The sequence below is a fragment of the Saprospiraceae bacterium genome, from assembly GCA_016713025.1.
In the GTDB taxonomy this organism is placed as follows: domain Bacteria; phylum Bacteroidota; class Bacteroidia; order Chitinophagales; family Saprospiraceae; genus OLB9.
Map to the genome: position 1 here is coordinate 1 of JADJPZ010000001.1, position 17,592 is coordinate 17,592.

The following is a 17,592-nucleotide window of genomic DNA, read 5'->3' on the forward strand; positions in this document are numbered from 1 at the left end:
GGGAACATATTTTTATAAAAGTACATAAGCCTGAAAATTATGATTTTTGTAACACCAGTCAAGGATCAGATGATGCCAAAAGATAGCGATGTGATGAATTTTCCAGATGGGACGGCCTTACTATTTACAGTGGGCTGTGCAGTGACAATAACCGATATAGATGCCGGAATAAAATCAAAAGCTCTACCTGTAATACTCAAAGACTTTACGGGAAGATGGAGATCAGACTGATGATGTCAATGAGCTTGCGTGGACAACAATGACAGAAGTCAATAATGATTATTTTGAGATAGAAGGAAGTGTGAATGAGGAGATTTTGGGGTGGTAGGCCGTGTAAAAGGAAAAGGAAATAGTACAAGGAGATCAATGTGTGCAAGCTTGCAGATAGAGAAATCCAGCAGGAATGGTGATTACGTGTATCGTTTGAGACAAGTGGATCATGATGGCAATGAAAGCATGTGGACCACTATCGATAAAAGTAGAAAGAGACAATACAGGTAGAAAGCTGATATGTCAAGCCCAACAAAGACCTATACGATAGAAATCGGGCATCAGAGGGACAAGAAGTGACAGCAGATATCTATGATAGTACCGGCAAGAAGCTGAAGTAAGATCATAGACAGTGTGTCTCTGACGGAGAAGTAATAAAGTATCAGGATACAGGATTAGGTTGGGTAAAGGGATGTACTACATTGCTTGATCAATGTGGATGGTGTTCTGACCAGCAAACCATTGATAGTGATTGAGTAAGTAATCAAAGGTTTATAAAGATCATTCTCAAATTTTAGGTTCGCTTAAAAGTGTAAAACTTGAAATTTATTAGGTCGGGAGCTTCGGAACTTCTGGCCTTTTTTAATTATTAAAATTTCTAAGCTTTAAATTTTTGGGTACCAAATGAGAAATTTATTAACCAATCCCCTTTCCCAATCTCCGTGTCATCAAACTTGAATAAACCAAATGATGACTCGATGAGTTTTCCTGACTGATCAGAAATCTTCATAATGACTAGTCCTTTATAATCCTAAATATCGATGTAAAAAGTCCTTTTAAAGGATTGGGATAGATATTGACAGTGTAGGTTTTCCAGTAAAGCTGGAAAATGTTGCAATAACATCGTTCAACGAGTGATGGGTCAAAAACAAATGGATTTACATTGGATTGGATGCGGGCAAATGGTCATGGATCGTTTGATTTCTGTGGAGTCTGCTGTCCGATCGATGCCAACGGCAGAGATCGGGAACATAAAAGTGAAAAAGGTTTTGCTCTTTTTATCAGCTTCAGATCGGTAGAAAGTGTAAAGTAAAATATAGACCTGGCAATGTCTCTTTTTGAAATTCAATCGGTTCCAAAGCATTAGATTTGGATTCAGAGTACTGGTGAATTTGTGTTCTACAGGTATTGTAGTCAAAACTTTGTCTTTATGGATCAGTATTTAGTTTGATCATCAGGAGTATCTGCAAATGGGGTATTCGTCGAAGTGTATTGATGCTGGCTTTGGTAAGGTCCAGGTGATGCAGATCACCTAGTGCCGGAAACGATGCTGCTCAAATGACCTGGGAAATAAGTGTTCGGTTTGGATGCCCAGTTTAGCTGTTCAGAGACAAGACTTTGCGTTTGTCGGTGATTGGGATTCTGTACCCGGAATAAAAACATTCTATGGAATCTTGTTCCGGGAATATTTCGGTATAGAGTTTGGTCCTGGCTTCGTCGTATTTTAGGATATTTTTGGGGTGTAGTATCCTTTTAGTTCGGTGATTAGGGAATCTTCTTTTAGGCCGGGAAGATGATTTTCCTGGCAATTTAAGGAAGGAAGAGGAATAAGATTAAGGTTGAGAATAGAAATTTGAAGGTTTCATTTTAATTAATTTCGATGATTTAAATGATTGTATTCAATTGATTTTGCATTAATGCCGGCAGGGCAGATACTTTGCATTGCCAAAAAGTATCCAAAAACGCTAGTTCAAAAAGGCGATTACGAAGCATCGTTCATTCCCAAATCAAAATGCTTTTCTATCGCATGTTGATTTTATGTGATATTGTGCCAAATGCGATAGACGCACTTTTGATTCTTCACTCGCTATCGAGTGTTTTTGAACAGTAGAAGTATCCTACAATAAGAGCGCTACTGAGTAGAGCTAAAGCAGCTGCTCTGGACACACACCTTTCTGTATGCGAAAAAGTTAGTAAACTCAATCAATGATGTGAAACAATTTAATGGTGGTTCACTAAAAGTGGCCGCTGCCAGGGCAGCGACCACATAACCAAAACAATGTGAACCATGCATCTTATTTCTTTTATCGGTAGATGTGGATTTGTATTCTATCCAATTGCATCTCACGCCGAACGACTCCATACGCGTTCGCCGTAACATTTTCTATGTGGCGCAGAAAGATTGCTGGTGAAATGTGTCAACACTTTGCGATTGATGAAAAGCTCATAACGCATCAGGATGATCTGGCCAAGGACATTGGTAGTGGTGCCGTAATGTTTGACTTAGTCACTCTGCACCAAGATCGTCAAAACAATACGACTGTTGGATCGTATTCCTGTCAATATAGTCTACATAATTGCGCCCGTACAGCATGAGTACATTGGAACCTTGTTCCATATATTCCAAAGAAAGTTGCTGACATGACTTTATTTTAAATCTTTCGTTCAGGTCCATCAATCTTCTCAAAAGCTTTATATGTACGGTTTTTTCCAACACCTGTTTTTCCGGAAAGAAAAGGCCTTTATTGAGATCAATGGAAATCAAGTTTAACAAGATGACCAAAAAAACGATATAAGAATTCTGACATTTATCAATATTCACCTATCAAAACAGAATAACATTTTGTGAATATTTCTATTTTTCTTGGTGATATTGGAAACCTTTCGATCGCCGCCCCTAGTGCGAGTGTCCCTTGTAGTTTTTTGTCTTTTCTAAAATTTTTAATTTTGCTGTAGTTAAGTAATTATGTAGTATATAGTAGTATATGTCTTTATTTGGTACTGCGACGGGTTTTCGACGAGTTCTCATTACGGTACGCACCCGACTGCGAATCAGTACGCACCTGACCGTAAAAAGAACTCCATATCCTATTTTGAGAACTCATATGGACTGCTGTTTTGGTATCAAAATATGGCAAAATGTGTGATTGGAATTTTGCTCAAAATATTAACTTTTTGGCATCATTTTTAGCGGTTTTAAAAGGCAAAATAAATTTTGCGGTACGCTCAAAATGGTTTAAATTGTATGAAATTACATGTTCCCAGAGATTCCCAAATTACATATAAAGATATGTTTTATTTATAATCAATTGAATAAAAGTGATATATAGAAAAAATCTTCTTTTGCGGCCGACCCGTCCAGTCCGGCAAAAACATAACATCAAATAGAAGTAAATTCTGTTTGGCGTTTGTTTTTCAAGGAGTTATGAAAGGAACAAACTCTAAATCTCACCAAATTATATATGAATTATTTGCTACCAAAATGAGACCAAGTACTAGTTAAAATGTAATGATAGATAGCGAATGATCAAGTTTATACAAAATATAGGGGAATACTTCTCATCCAATTACTTTGATGAAGCCTTTACGTCCAAGGTACCATGATCATCCGGGGTTACCAAAAATTAGATGTACACTCCGTCATAGAGGCTATTTCAAAGGTGTTTTCGAAGAAATAAATGCAATGCCAATAAAACCCCAAATTGTGGGGAAAGAGAAAATCATGATAGTTTAGAATATAAGTTTTAAATAAGAAATCTTTATTCTTTAATCATTTTGCCAAATACTCGGCATTACTCACGAATTATAACGGATACTTAAAATGACGGAATCGTTTTGGGACATTGGAAGAAACGGAAATTCCTAGTGATTTCAGAAATTTAGAAAACAGAATGTTTTGGTTCTAGGTTAATAGTAAAAATTTTTAACATGGTACTGAAATTTGAAATTCTACTAAATGATGCATAAAAAGCAAAGCAAAAAATATTTTAAAATTTTAAAAATCGAAAATTTGTTGTAATGTTGCTTTTAAAATCATAAAAATGAAAAAATCAGGTTTTATACCGCTAGAGTATAAAAAACCATCAGAAGAATTATTGATCCAATATACCAGCGATTTTTACCGAAAAATGAAATCGAGAAGATCAGTCCGACATTTTTCAGATAAAGTTGTTCCTGATGAAGTGATCCAAAATATCATCATGACTGCAGCTTCTGCGCCATCCGGAGCACATAAACAGCCATGGACATTTTTGTGTCATTAAGGATCCTGATATCAAAGCTAAAATCAGAGTTGCAGCCGAGAAGGAAGAATATGAAAACTATCACGGTCGCATGTCTGACGAATGGCTTAAGGTTTGGAAAAGTTTGAAACCGACTGGAAAAAGGAGTTTCTGACCACTGCACCTTCTCGATAGTGATCTTCAGAAAGGCCTATGACCAGGAAGACGATGGGTCAAAATCCAAAAACTACTATGTGTCAGAATCAGTAGGTATCGCTGCCGGATTTTTGATAGCTGCTATTCATATGGCAGGTTTGGTGACCTTGACCCATACGCCCAGTCCGATGAATTTTTGCAGGAATTATTGGGAAGGCCTGAAAATGAAAACCATTTTGTTGCTGCCTGTTGGCTTTCCGGCTGATGGTGTCTTCGTTCCTGATATCAACAGGAAGAAAATAAACGAAGTTTTGGTGAGGTATTAGAAATATGTAAAACAATTGGTACAATTTAGTGTTTCAAAATCATTATATCAAAAATTAAAATTTTTTAGAATATGGCTTTTTACACTTCCTGCTTTAGGATACAATTACGATGCACTTGAACCCCATTTTGATGCGAGAACGATGGAAATTCATCATACGAAACATCATCAGGCATATATCACCAATCTAAATAATGCCATTGCTGGCACAGCCCTGGAAAATCAGGACCTTGATACAATGCTTAAAGGACTGGATATGAACAATATGCCTGTGAGAAACAATGGAGGTGGACACTGGAATCATTCGCTTTTTTGGGAAACTTTAAATCCCGAAAACAGAGGTAGGCTTTCTGGTCCGTTGGCTGATGCCATAGATGCAGCTTATGGAAGCAAGGAGACTTTTATTGAGAAGTTTGCAGCTGCTGCCATGACGAGATTCGGATCTGGCTGGGCATGGTTGTGCGCACATCCTGGCGGACATGTAGAAATATGCAGTAGTGCAAATCAGGACAATCCTTTGATGCCAGGTATCGGTTATGGAGGTACACCGATCCTTGGACTAGATGTATGGGAACATGCATACTATCTGAACTATCAAAACCGTAGGGTGGATTATGTTGCAGCTTTCTGGAATGTGGTCAACTGGAATGTTGTAGAGAAAGTACAACAATGAGATAAAGTAAATAGCTAAAAAGGAATCTTGCTTTTTTGTAACCCGTCGTCCGTCATAGCTTTAGAGCTACGATATCGTATCAGTAGGCATCTTGTCTAAAACTGTACAAAATAGCGATCAACAACAAGGCTGGGTGGAAGGCATTTGATATATTATATTAACGGGCCGCTACACTGAAATTTGGCACAAAGGAGCTGTTTTCACAAAGAGAACGGCTTTTTCTATTTACACATCAACATTTGAACTGTTGTTTACGTTATACACTAATTGAGGAACAGTTTGGTGAATGTAAAAGAAAATTTTTTAAATTTAATAATCATTTAAATATAATTCAATGAAATCCCTTGTGTCGTCCTTTTTCATACTTTTAGTGTTTCTATCACCACTTTTTGGTCAAAATGGAGAAAACAATACTATTCAGTTTTATGAAATTATGAAGTCCAGAGATGCAGGCAAACCGCTTGAATTAAACGGGTCAGAATTTTTGCATGATGAGTGGATACCAATGAAAATATTTATGGAGGATGGACGTGTTTTGATGTTGCTCAGGCTAGAATCAATATTTTAGGAGGCTCTATAGATGTAATGCATAAAGGAAGAGAAATGGAATTATTGCTCACCTTTATTGATAAGGTGGAGATCAATCACGAAAGCAGATCGAAAAGTATGATGCCTATTTTCAGAGTAAAAGCTAAGGAACTGCCGGAAAAGGTTTGTGGAAGTACTTAATGCCGGTGAAGATATTGTCTTGGTGAGATATCATAAATATATCGTAAAAAAGCAGATCCGAATGCCAAAATTTTGGGCTTGGATCCCAGGCCAAAGGTATTCAATAAGCAAGAAATATATGTTGTCAAAAGTAAAATTGCCTATGAAGTTTCTTCAAAAAAGGATCTTAAAAAAGTGTACAAAAACAAATCCAGGAAAATAGATGAAATATTTGATGCTGAAAATATTGATATAAAAAATCCTTTAGCTTTGGCATCATAGATAGCAAGAGTGAATGTCAAAGATGCGCAAAACTGATTTTTATACCAAAGAAAGAATTGCACACAAAATTCAATCTAATGATTATTTATTTAATATATAATGCATTATGATTTGATTTTTTCAAAATATTTTTTGGTCCCTATATGGTATGGTCGACTTTTCTATTTTCCTTTTCGTATTTGTACAACACAGGTGCTATTTTTGCAAATGATGTCTCACTAAGTGTATAAAAAGTCTTTGAATCTGACGCCCATGCTATGGATTCTCCTTGAGGTTCTATAAAGTATGGAGGTAGATACGGTGTTGTTAATAAAGCTTCATCAATCTTTTGATTAGTTGACAAACTAAAGTAATATATTTTCTCGTAATCTTTGATTATCATTGCACTACGATCCTCGCTATATCACCGCCAACTATATATTTGTATGGCAATTCTGCCAATTTTGTAGCTACAATACTTCCACTTTGATATGGATATGCTATTTTGTAAATTCCTACTTTTTGTTCTCTTTTAGTAATGATATAAATGTCACCATTTTGGGGATCTACCATAAGCGTCTCTGCATCACGAGGGCCATCCGGATAGGTGTAAGTGATGGTTTTGATCGGGGTGACGATTGTTGGTAAGGATGAAGGTTTATACGCTGGTTCTTCTATGATGTGTATTTGGCAAAAACTGTATTTTGCATCATTGTCTCCTATGTCACCTATATAAAGATGTGTTTTTCCATTATGAGTATCCTTAAAGGATGCTATATCTTCCCAATCTCTATTTTTGACCCCATCCAATGTGACCGTTTGGATGAGTTCTCCCCTTAGATTGATTAGGAAAAGCCTTGCCTTGTCACCATTATCATTATGTGCCCAAAGATGATCAGAAAAACCTGTTGTTGATACAATACCTGATATCTCATCCATTTGTGGATCCGATAAAATACCAAGTGTTATAGGATTTGTGTAGTATAAACTATCTTTTACCATTTGATGGTTGACCTCATTTTGTGGCATTCTGTAGCAGCTTGCCAACAGTGAAATAGTAAGTATATACCAAACAGAAAATGTATTTCGAAAATATATAATCATAATTATTTAATTTACAATATAATATGATTTAAATTTTTTGCAAAATATTTTCTGTTCACTATAAATCCTAAGAACAAAAACGTTTTCATAAAATGATATTTTGAAGCACAGCCAAAATTTAGATTAATTTTATTAATTTTATATAATGAAAGCCACTAAACATTCTCTTAATGTGGGTTTAAAGAAATAAAAAATAAAACATGTGCTAAAATAAAAAAGGTTTCAATGCAGCATTGGAACCTTTTTTATTTTAAACTACTTCTTAGGTAGAAATATTAATTGCCTTTGATGATATTAGGTTGGGCAGCAGGAACCGGAACTTCTTCTTTTTTAGGAAGAACTTCTCCAATTACCTGTAATGTGTGATCACCTGCATTCGTTCTAACGGTAATAGATTTACTAATTCTACCAACTCTGTCAGTAGCATATCTTACTTCAAGACTTGCGCTTTGACCAGGTGCTACCGGTTCGGTTGGCCACTTAGGTACTGTACATCCGCAAGAACTGGTTGCGTTATTGATGATAAGTGGTTCCGTACCTGTGTTCGTAAATTTTACAATTCTTACAGGATCTGAATTGTGCTCTATGGTACCATAATTCACGTCCAGCGATTCAAAAGTCATCTTTGCTTTTGATGAAGGTGCCATAATAAATTCAGGGGCAACCTGTGGCGCAGATGGTGTGGCTGGTTGTACAACCTCCTGTTTTGGAGTTTCTGGAGCACTTTTTACTGCGTTTTTTGCTTTTGTTTTCTGAGCATTGAGACCGAAAGCAACAAAAACTAATAGGATAAATAAAAGCTGTTTCATGATAATTTTTGTTTTTTATTAATTTAAGGACAAATATAGTGGTAAAAACTGTAATATATGAAAAAAGTTTCATTTTCTGCTGTTAAACAACTGTTAAGAACACAATTTAGACCCATGACATGTTTTTTATACTGTATAACTATATCATTTTCAGACTTTTGTTTTGTTTTATGCGGGACGGTCTATCACTCATCATTTCAAACCTCTGTTAGCCAGCAACTTAATGATTCTATCCGCTTTTTTGATACCCATTGGTCACCATGTATAACTTACCATCTATTTTTGCAACTAATGCCGGAAAAGACTTGATGCCCATGGATCCGGCAAGGTCAAAATCAGAATATGCATCCATTTTTGCCTGGCCCTGCTTGAATCGTTTGTGAAATTCTTTGGGATCCAGACCCAAACCTGCAGCTATCTGTACATATGTATCGTCGTCATTGGGCAGATTGTTTTGGATGTAAAATGATTCCTGCACAGTTTTAAAATAATCATATTTTATAGCCGGATTCATTTTCCCTGCTAATATGACTGCCCTGCATGCTGGTTCGGTATCGTATGTGATTTCAGATTTTTTAAGGATCGCAAAATTGAATCTCTGACCACTTGTTCTGTGGACCTCTGTCCAGTGTTCATGCAGAAAGTCTCTTAAATCACCCATCTTTTCCGTTCCTCCGGGTCTCAAACCGCCCATGACGATCTCAAACGGAGTCTCGGGAAATGCAAGGATAATCTTGTCTAATTCAGGGCTAAAACCATAACACCAGGAACACATCGGGTCACCTATATAAATGAGTGTATCCTTTTGTTGACCTTTTCCCATATAAAATGAAAACATTAATAACAGACAAAATTATTTCTCTTCATTAATTTCTAAACATACTCTTGATTAGCAATAAAATACAGAATTTAACCTGTATAAAAACACAATTGGTTGATTTAAAAACAGGTGTCTATTGATAAATCAGATATTTTTGCCTGACTTGCATAAATTTTCCAATCCTTGTTTCCACGTCGACCTGATTTCTTCTTCACTCTTGCCTGCAAGTATTTGTTTTCTTAACTTATCGCTTCCTGCAAGTTTGTCAATGAAGTTGTTATCAAGAAAAAATTTCTGATTAGCGCTTTTCATCTTATTATGATAGTCAATCAGATAACTAAGATTAATTCTTTTGTCTTTGATGATACTTCCAGTAGTAATATTACTCAGATCTGTGCCATAACACTTCTCGCCTTTCAGTGGTGGTTCTTTGGCTCCTTCATTAGGTATTGGAGTGAAAGAAAAGTCTGATTTTAAGAAAGGGTGTCCGATGACCTGAAATTGTTTTTCTGTGCCTCTTCCTAAACTTAAAGTGGTACCTTCAAAAAACACACAGAAGGATACAATAATATAGATCTCGTATTTGGAAGATTAGGACTGGGTTTTACAGGTAGTTCATAGAATGTGTCATGGGTATAGTTTTTACATTCTATGACAGTCAGATCGCAGATGGCTTTATTGGGCAACCAACCTTCTCCATTGATCATTTTTGCATATTCACCAATAGTCATACCATACACAGTCGGGACCTCATGCATACCTACAAATGATTTGTAGGCAGGATCGAGAATTTCGCCATCAATAAAATACCCGTTTGGATTTGGTCTGTCCAGTACCAACAGAGGCTTTTTAAATTCTGAACAGGCTTCCATTACATAGTGCAATGTGGATATGTAGGTATAAAATCTAACACCTACGTCCTGAATGTCAAAAACGACAATATCCACTTCTTTGAGATCTTCTGCTGATGGTTTTTTCTTTTTGCCATAGATCGAGATGATAGGAAGGCCAGTCTTGGTATCTTTGGTATCATTGATCACTTCACCTGCATCAGCCTTACCCCTGAATCCATGCTCCGGAGCAAAAATCACGCTGATATTTACACCAAGTTTTAATAAAGTATCGACGAGATGACTTTCTCTGACAATACTTGTCTGATTAACCACCAAAGCTACTTTTTTATTTTGTAAAAGCGGGTGGTAGACTGCAATTCTTTCAGCAGCAGTGATGACAGACATAGTTGCTTCAACTGACGACGTAGTCGGTTGAATTGTAGTTTCTTCTGTAGGTTTGCATGTCATCAGGAAAAAGGTGACAAAAGAGTAAATGTAAAAATACATAAGATGGTGGGTTTGTGCCTGAAAGACAATTGTTGAGAAAAATATAACTATAAAATATTCATTTTCAATGTATTATTTCCTATTGATTTATTAGGGCAACAGTCAATTGGATATTTTATCAACCCAAAAGTAAGGGTTTTAGTATACATTAACGCTAATTTATATACTTCTTAACATTTTTTTGGCTCTATATCTGCGTTTTTACAACAAAATGTAATGGTTATGAGACAAGTATTTTTTGTTTTAAGTATTTTATTGATTTCTTTAAGTATGCATGCTTCTCAGAGCATAAAGGAAGGAAGCTGGTATAATCCTTATCTTCAGAGAAATATTTTTATTTCACATCACAGAGATGGTGTTAGGATCAAAGGAATTCATTCGCGTTATGGGTGGACATGGTTTGAAAGATGCGGAAAAAATACCTTTAGGGACAGATACGAAAATACTGTAAAATTCACAGGTAGCAGCAGGATGATATATTTTAAACAAAACAGACGGGCGAGGCTCACATTTTATCCAGTCACTGATAGATATTATGACAGATATGGCGAAAGACCTGGCGGTACGTACAGAAATTACGGTGATGATGATTGGTATTCTGAGCATGATCGAACAGACTACAAATATGAAGAATCCCAAAATGATGTGGAAGGGCGTGGCAGTGCCTTGACTTCAAGAAAACATAGAAATCTCATAAGCCCTGAAGGTACCTGGCAATCTCGGGAACTTAACAGGAATGTGTATATTATTGATACCAGAGACGGACTGAAGGCAAGATTCAGCGATGAACATGACTGGTATATTTTCAAATCTGATGATAAAAACAAAGGTGTTTTTTATAGCGAAAAAGGCCATAGATACGAATACATTGATGAAAACAATATGCTATGGATAGACAGTTCCGGTCAAAGAAAGTATAAGCTGATAAAAATATCTGAAGAGATTAAGTGATCTACAGCATACTTAAGTGTTTAAAATTTTTCTAAGTGGTAGGTGTAAATCAGGAGATAAATTAAGGTAAAATCTTCGAATCATTTTGTATATTAAAGCAAATAAAGGTTACCTGAATTGCCGTTACTCAGGGGTATATTTTATTTTGATATATTTAAAATATCTCAGAACATGTTTTATGATTGAAAAATATTTAATGGTGACCTTGAATGTTTGACTTGTGAGTATGTTTAAACTTTTATCATTTGGCTCCAAGTAGCAAATTTTATTTTGTCCGACGTTATATTATTCGACGTACCGCGTCAAACTATGCTTGAGCCTCAGGGACGCTTCTGTCCCGGTCAAGACATTTTTTTTAAAAATCGTCTTGACCGGCTATGAAATGGATAATAAGGAAGCATAAAAAAAACTCAATATGGTTTTTTGGAGTAAATCCTTAAAAACTAAAAACTATTTACAAAAAAAGAAAATTAAATAAGATTAACTGCATTTTACAAATTAGACTATATTTGTGTTAAGGTATTTCTAATTTATTAAATCAAACAATCAAAACTTATGTTACGATCATTGGTGCTGATCTTAATACTTAACTGTGCATTTATTACTACAGGTAAAAGTCAAATTGAAACCGATACTATTAAAACACCTATTTTTGGAATAAAAATTGCTTTACTAACGAGATTTCTGAAAATAAAAGACATCCGGATGCCATTCCTTTTAAAAGGGCTTCCAGAGGTGGCTTTAGGTCAGGTACATGGAATGTAAATGATGGATATGGCACATCATGTACCCATGATTGTGTCATCACAAGCGCAGCGCCATGCAGCAAGTACCGAATACCAGTTGTATTTACAGTAAGTACTCAACCTGGTTGCGGCGTTTCTACCCCTACACAATCCAATATTGATGCTCAAATAGCGATCACCAATGACTATATGAACTGTATAGGCGTGCCTATTGAATTTTACAAATCTACTACTTATTCTAATCACCCTACGACAGGAGACTTATCTACAAGGTATCAAAATATTGGCTGTACTTATTCAGCAAGTGTATTGAACAATGTACCCAATGTACTCAATATTTATATATTTGCAAATACTTCCTATGGAACAGGGGCAAATGGATGGGCTTACTTACCTACTGGTACAAATGCTCAAAATGTAGTCGTCATGTCAAGAGCAGCATTCAATACATTTACCTATCCCTATCCCAGTGGATATATCGATTGTGGTAATCCTTCATTAGGTCTTAGTATAGTATTGATTCATGAATTTGGGCATATATTAGGATTGCATCACACCCACAATGAAGCTAATGCAACCCTCGAATGCCCTAATATGTCCAACGGCTGTGTTGCGGGAGATTACATTAAGGATACTGATGCAGACCCTGGATTGTTTAATGCATGTGCAAATGGTAGTGGATGCAATAAATCACCCAATAATTGTACTTCTCCCTGTGGTACACCATACCCAACTGATATCAACTCAGAGTCCAATATAATGTCTTATAATAATGGATTTGATTGTAGAAACACATTGACTCCATGTCAGAAAGCAAAGATGATGGATGCCTTACTTTGTGTCAGAGGACCTCAGATGTGCGATAGGAATGTGGAAGTAGAATTTGTCAATGGCATATCAGATACATATAAAGAAATCTGTTTGGGTGGTAGCGCACCTGCATTTACAGCCACATCTAGTTGTTATAATTGGTATGCTAATTTAGGCTCCACTTCCCCATTGACTGTTGGATCAGCAACATTTACTCCGACGATTGGTACTGGGCCTGGACAATTAAATAATTTAGTGCCAGGGGAATATTTCTGGTATCTGGGAGATCGAAATGAAATCAACTCCAATTGCCGGACAAAACTGACCATAAAAGTAAATGCTAATATTGGTACAGCTACAGCCAATGGGTTGTCTGCTTTTGTTTCAAACACATGTACAATGTCCGCAAATGCCAATCTTACAACTACAGCATCAGCCTTACTGAACAACGATATCATAGGTTGGTGGATCACGGAAGGTCAGCCCATCACATCAACAGTCACAAATGATGCAACTTTGGTCAGTGCTTTATCTTCAGCCACCATAAACGGATCCATCTCCAACCCCGTAAACCACCTGATCCAATCCACAGCAGGTACTCCATTGAAAAATTTGACATTACCTTTCAATTGTGGATCATTGAACAAAGAAAAAAACTATTTTGCCACACCTGTTCTTGCTAAATATGCGGCGGCTATTCCAGATGAAGTTTTTAATTGTACCACAAAACCAAGTCTTTGTGGAAATTCTGTAGGAGTTAATTTTGGATGTGGATATGCGAGTGGTGGATTATTTAATACAGGGGCTGTATCAGGCACTCCTTCAATCCCTGTCAATCCTCCTACTTACAATATCGCTATTTCAAACATCGTATATCCATCTAATTGTACTGCAAACAATATGTTGGTCGATGTAAGAAATGCAGCCAATACTGCTAGTATTGGCTTGTTTTTACCCGGTAATGTTACATCATATACCCTGACTCAAAATAATTTCCCTGGTTACAATCCTGCCAACGGTTTTTTGATATTGCTTTACGACCAAGCCACAGGTTCTTGTTGCGGTGGTAGCCCTGCTGTAGTAAGTTTTACCGTAAATATTACTATCACTTATCCAGGGTTGCCTGCTATTGCTTTTCCATCCATTTCATCATATAAAAGTTGTAAATTTGGAAATGCAATCCCTTTAAATTGTGCTTGTTCTTGCTTACCTTCTGCTGAGATTTTTGCAGACAAAGAAGTGATATGTCCTTCCACCACTGTAAATCTATCTTCGTCTCCGGCAATAAATTACTCTTACTTGTGGAGTAATAGCGTCACCACCCAAAATCAAGATGTAACGCCATTGCTTACAACTTCATATACTGTCACAGTAAGTCACAATGTTGTCAATTGCAGCTCTCAAGCTACCAAGTCGATTTATGTCGAGTCAGGCAATACAGTAACCAATCCTGCAAATGACGGTGCCGGTACTTTACGAAGTATTTTAGCGTGTATCTCAGATGGGGGCACGATAGATTTTCCCCCAATTATAAACTTGACAGAATCTTTGGAAGTCAATAAAAATATAAGTTTGCAAGGTGATCCCATCAATTCATCAATTATAGGAATTAACTCATCATCTAATTTTGGTCTAAGTGTAAATGTTAACAAAACTGTTACATTAAAAGATGTCATTTTAAATTTAACGGGAACGGCTTTGCCTTCTCTTAAAAATGATGGAGTACTAAATCTGGATCATTCAGAAATCAAAAGTACAAATGATCCCGTCATCCAAAATAATGGTCAATTGAACATCATAGGAAATAAAATATCTTTGATAAAAAAACTTTGATTGGACATTACGATGTTTGTAAAGAATGGTAAAGAATCAAATTTCTTTAGTAATAAAATGGTGCTACTTTGTCACCTTCAAAAATCTAAGTCAATTACACTTTCATCAAAATGTAAGCAGCCGGAAACCTGATAGCTTTTCATATTTAAAGATAAATGTATGAGTGAATTTGGGTCACAACTGTTGGGTCAACCCAACAGTTTCCGTTTAATTTGACAAAGTAGAATTAGGACGATTAAGATGTCTCTTATACCATTAATAAACCAAATCTTTGAAGCTTATGAAATAACATCAATCATAATGGGAGGATGTGCTGAAATAATATTATTGCATCAAATCCAAAGGGATTACACAGCTGAGAGATCTATGACTGGGCTAGGACACCAAGGAGAAAGATTAAATGTTAGGTACCGTCTGCCTGATAAACACAGAATAACTAGATCTGGCTTATATTCAGACCACCTGAACCCATACTGCTTTGAAGCAGGATAAATTAATTAATTAAATTTAATCATGCTCTAAAGTTATTTCCTGGCAGCCATGGCAGCACCAACAATTCCGGCATCGTTCAACAATGATGCCGTATCTACCTGAACTTTTGTGTTAAGGAATTTACCGTATTGATCAAAGTTTTTACTCACTCCACCACCTATGAGAATGAGGTCCGGACTTAAAAGCAGATCCAGATGATTGAGGTACACATCAAGTTCTTTTGCCCATTTTCTCCAACTGAGATGATGAAATTCCCGCGCGCTATTACTGGCGTATTTTTCAAAAATTGATTTTTTGTATTTCAAGTGACCCAATTCTGTGTTTGCAAGCAACTGCCCGTTATAGAACAATGCGGAGCCTATACCAGTACCCAAGGTCAAAAAGACCACTAAACCTTTTACCCCTTTTCCTTTTCCATATGTCATTTCTGCGATTCCGGCAGCATCTGCATCATTGACGACAGTGATATCACATCCTAACGCCTCGCTAAAAGCACTGTCCACCGGATAGTTTATAAACTGGCTGTCTATGTTGCTGGCTGTGAGCGAAACGCCATTTTTAATGACTGCGGGAAATCCGATTCCAACTTTTTTTCCTTGCCATTTGAAATGATCTACAGCGGTTTTCATACATTCAATGATGGCATCAGGTGTGGCTGGAGTTGGTGTTTTAATTTTAAGCTTTTCGCCGGTCAACTCTCCTGTTTCAATTTTTACAGTATTAATTTTGATTCCAGTACCTCCAACGTCTATACCTAATACTTCCATGATAATCTTACTTTTTTAAATGGTTCGGTGATTCAATATATTTACTTAATTATATTAATTTTTATGATTTTGACATCGCTAACAGGACGGTCATTTTGGTCAGTTTTGACATCTGCAATACTGTCAATAATTTCAAAACCATCAATCACCTGACCGAAAACGGTATATTCCCGATCCAACTGAGGCGCGCCTCCTTTTTGTATCATCAGGTCTCTGGCTGAAGGAGTATATTTTATTTTTTTTTGTGCTTCATATCCATCAAGTACTTGTTCCGGCACGGGCCTTCCCTGGACTATGTAAAATTGCGATCCTGAAGATGATTTGGAAGGATTCATCTCGTCGCCGATTCTGGCAGCTGCCACTGCCCCTTTGATATGAAAGATGCTATCTGATATTTCAGCTTTGACGGTGTATCCGGGCCCTCCGCCACCTAATCTTTGTCCTGCTTCTGCATTTTTTGAATCCGGATCTCCGGCCTGTACCATAAAGCCCTTGATCACCCTATGAAATAGTATCCCATCATAGTATCCACTTTCTGCCAATTTGATAAAATTGTCCCTATGCTCGTGAGTGGCGTTATACAATTTTATGACCATGCTGCCCGAGGTAGTCTGAATTTCTGCCAGACATTCATGAGGTGGAAATACGTGCAAAACCGTTATCTTTTTGGAGGTCTTTTTATTTTTTTTAGCTTCAAGTATTACTTCATATCTTCCGGAATGTATATATCTATTGACCGGATTTGCCAATGCAGAAGAGGTACCGTCTCCGAAATGCCATAAATACTCTTCCGCGTCTGATGATTGATTGATGAATTTGACCTGAGAAGGAGCAAGGTCCGATTTTTTTTCAAATGTAAATGCGGCCTTAGGCCCACTACAGGAATAAGTGAAAATAATAAAAAATAAAAATAACTTGAATGACTCTGACACAAGGGTAGTTTTAAAACAATTTATTTATAAATCTTCATTTTTACATCTTTGAGCGGACGATCCTGATGATCTGTGTCTACAGAAGCAATTTTGTCCACAACATCAAGCCCATTGACTACCTCACCGAAAACTGTATAATCTCCATCCAACATAGGAGTACCACCCAATTTTTTATATTTTTCACGTTGAGCCGGTGTATATTTAAAACCCTTGGTTTTTTCCATGACATTCAGTTCCTGATCGGTAACGGGTGATCCATGGACAATAAAAAACTGTGATCCCGAAGACTCTTTCTGAGGATTGACAGCATCACCTTGTCTTGCAGCAGAAATCATACCTTTGAAGTGTGGTATTGCTATCTCAGCCGGGATAGTATATCCAGGACCACCAGAACCAAGTGGTTGCCCCGGTGATGCATTTTTTGAGTCAGGATCACCTCCCTGGATCATAAATCCACTCATTACTCTGTGAAATAATAAACCGTCATAATATCCTTCACTCACCAGTTTGCTGAAGTTTTCCTGATGTTTGGGTGTTGATTTGAAAACCCTGATACCAATCTTACCCGAATCAGTCTCTATTGTATATGATGTGTCTGATTTACACGATATGATCGTCATAACTGTGAAAATCAATAAAAATATCCTTACCATA

At 36.7% G+C, this 17,592-nt stretch carries 15 protein-coding genes and 3 pseudogenes; 9 read left to right on the plus strand and 9 right to left on the minus strand.

Annotated elements, in window-relative coordinates:
- Positions 1-39 precede the first annotated feature (39 nt).
- Both IPK35_00005 and IPK35_00010 read left to right on the plus strand, forming a co-directional pair.
- Positions 40-231 carry a hypothetical protein gene (locus tag IPK35_00005; GenBank protein MBK8051689.1) on the plus strand — a complete coding sequence of 64 codons (192 nt, stop codon included), beginning with the start codon at positions 40-42 and terminating at the stop codon, positions 229-231.
- A gap of 922 nt (positions 232-1,153) precedes the next feature.
- On the plus strand, positions 1,154-1,303 hold the full coding sequence (locus IPK35_00010) for a hypothetical protein (protein MBK8051690.1): 150 nt from the start codon (positions 1,154-1,156) through the stop codon (positions 1,301-1,303).
- Positions 1,304-2,497: 1,194 nt separating this feature from the next.
- Here the strand turns inward: IPK35_00010 and IPK35_00015 are convergent.
- The gene (locus tag IPK35_00015) at positions 2,498-2,755 is read right to left on the minus strand and encodes a hypothetical protein (GenBank protein MBK8051691.1); all 258 of its coding nucleotides are present in this window, start codon (positions 2,753-2,755) and stop codon (positions 2,498-2,500) included.
- 1,276 nt (positions 2,756-4,031) lie between these two features.
- Here IPK35_00015 and IPK35_00020 point away from each other — a divergent pair.
- From IPK35_00020 to IPK35_00035, 4 genes and pseudogenes are all read left to right on the plus strand, one after another.
- Positions 4,032-4,693 (plus strand): annotated as a pseudogene (locus tag IPK35_00020) (nitroreductase family protein).
- 84 nt (positions 4,694-4,777) lie between these two features.
- Positions 4,778-5,365, plus strand: a pseudogene (locus IPK35_00025) (superoxide dismutase).
- Positions 5,366-5,860: 495 nt separating this feature from the next.
- Positions 5,861-6,094, plus strand: coding sequence for a hypothetical protein (locus IPK35_00030; GenBank protein MBK8051692.1), 234 nt, complete (start codon positions 5,861-5,863; stop codon positions 6,092-6,094).
- 78 nt (positions 6,095-6,172) lie between these two features.
- Positions 6,173-6,355, plus strand: coding sequence for a hypothetical protein (locus IPK35_00035; GenBank protein ID MBK8051693.1), 183 nt, complete (start codon positions 6,173-6,175; stop codon positions 6,353-6,355).
- 139 nt (positions 6,356-6,494) lie between these two features.
- Here the strand turns inward: IPK35_00035 and IPK35_00040 are convergent, their stop codons facing one another.
- From IPK35_00040 to IPK35_00060, 5 genes and pseudogenes are all read right to left on the minus strand, one after another.
- A complete protein-coding gene (locus IPK35_00040; GenBank protein ID MBK8051694.1) occupies positions 6,495-6,698 on the minus strand; it encodes a hypothetical protein in 204 nt (67 codons plus the stop codon).
- A gap of 35 nt (positions 6,699-6,733) precedes the next feature.
- Positions 6,734-7,438 carry a hypothetical protein gene (locus IPK35_00045; protein ID MBK8051695.1) on the minus strand — a complete coding sequence of 235 codons (705 nt, stop codon included), beginning with the start codon at positions 7,436-7,438 and terminating at the stop codon, positions 6,734-6,736.
- A gap of 275 nt (positions 7,439-7,713) precedes the next feature.
- On the minus strand, positions 7,714-8,247 hold the full coding sequence (locus tag IPK35_00050; protein MBK8051696.1) for a DUF1573 domain-containing protein: 534 nt from the start codon (positions 8,245-8,247) through the stop codon (positions 7,714-7,716).
- 229 nt (positions 8,248-8,476) lie between these two features.
- The gene (locus IPK35_00055) at positions 8,477-9,070 is read right to left on the minus strand and encodes a DsbA family protein (protein ID MBK8051697.1); all 594 of its coding nucleotides are present in this window, start codon (positions 9,068-9,070) and stop codon (positions 8,477-8,479) included.
- Positions 9,071-9,200: 130 nt separating this feature from the next.
- A pseudogene (locus IPK35_00060) lies at positions 9,201-10,407 on the minus strand (DUF1343 domain-containing protein).
- Between the two features lie 222 nt (positions 10,408-10,629).
- Between IPK35_00060 and IPK35_00065 the strand changes: the two are divergent.
- From IPK35_00065 to IPK35_00075, 3 genes are all read left to right on the plus strand, one after another.
- Positions 10,630-11,358, plus strand: a complete 729-nt coding sequence (locus tag IPK35_00065; protein MBK8051698.1) for a hypothetical protein — start codon at positions 10,630-10,632, stop codon at positions 11,356-11,358.
- A 555-nt stretch (positions 11,359-11,913) separates the two neighbouring features.
- A complete protein-coding gene (locus IPK35_00070; GenBank protein MBK8051699.1) occupies positions 11,914-12,123 on the plus strand; it encodes a hypothetical protein in 210 nt (69 codons plus the stop codon).
- A 170-nt stretch (positions 12,124-12,293) separates the two neighbouring features.
- On the plus strand, positions 12,294-14,747 hold the full coding sequence (locus IPK35_00075) for a hypothetical protein (protein ID MBK8051700.1): 2,454 nt from the start codon (positions 12,294-12,296) through the stop codon (positions 14,745-14,747).
- Between the two features lie 524 nt (positions 14,748-15,271).
- Here IPK35_00075 and IPK35_00080 read toward each other — a convergent pair.
- Genes IPK35_00080 through IPK35_00090 form a run of 3 tightly spaced genes read right to left on the minus strand, consistent with a single transcriptional unit; the run spans position 15,272 to position 17,591 of the window.
- Positions 15,272-16,006: an ROK family protein gene (locus tag IPK35_00080; protein MBK8051701.1), complete on the minus strand. Its 735-nt coding sequence runs from the start codon at positions 16,004-16,006 to the stop codon at positions 15,272-15,274.
- Between the two features lie 41 nt (positions 16,007-16,047).
- A complete protein-coding gene (locus tag IPK35_00085; GenBank protein ID MBK8051702.1) occupies positions 16,048-16,938 on the minus strand; it encodes a peptidylprolyl isomerase in 891 nt (296 codons plus the stop codon).
- A gap of 20 nt (positions 16,939-16,958) precedes the next feature.
- Positions 16,959-17,591, minus strand: a complete 633-nt coding sequence (locus tag IPK35_00090) for a peptidylprolyl isomerase (GenBank protein ID MBK8051703.1) — start codon at positions 17,589-17,591, stop codon at positions 16,959-16,961.
- Between the last annotated feature and the right edge of the window lies 1 nt (position 17,592).

Coding starts and splice junctions, on each gene's coding strand:
- IPK35_00005 (MBK8051689.1), top strand. CDS start 40: ATGATTTTTGTAACACCAGTCAAGGATCAGATGATGCCAAAAGATAGC.
- IPK35_00045 (MBK8051695.1), bottom strand. CDS start 7,438: ATGATTATATATTTTCGAAATACATTTTCTGTTTGGTATATACTTACT.
- IPK35_00050 (MBK8051696.1), bottom strand. CDS start 8,247: ATGAAACAGCTTTTATTTATCCTATTAGTTTTTGTTGCTTTCGGTCTC.
- IPK35_00055 (MBK8051697.1), bottom strand. CDS start 9,070: ATGGGAAAAGGTCAACAAAAGGATACACTCATTTATATAGGTGACCCG.
- IPK35_00065 (MBK8051698.1), top strand. CDS start 10,630: ATGAGACAAGTATTTTTTGTTTTAAGTATTTTATTGATTTCTTTAAGT.
- IPK35_00070 (MBK8051699.1), top strand. CDS start 11,914: ATGTTACGATCATTGGTGCTGATCTTAATACTTAACTGTGCATTTATT.
- IPK35_00075 (MBK8051700.1), top strand. CDS start 12,294: ATGAACTGTATAGGCGTGCCTATTGAATTTTACAAATCTACTACTTAT.
- IPK35_00080 (MBK8051701.1), bottom strand. CDS start 16,006: ATGGAAGTATTAGGTATAGACGTTGGAGGTACTGGAATCAAAATTAAT.
- IPK35_00090 (MBK8051703.1), bottom strand. CDS start 17,591: ATGGTAAGGATATTTTTATTGATTTTCACAGTTATGACGATCATATCG.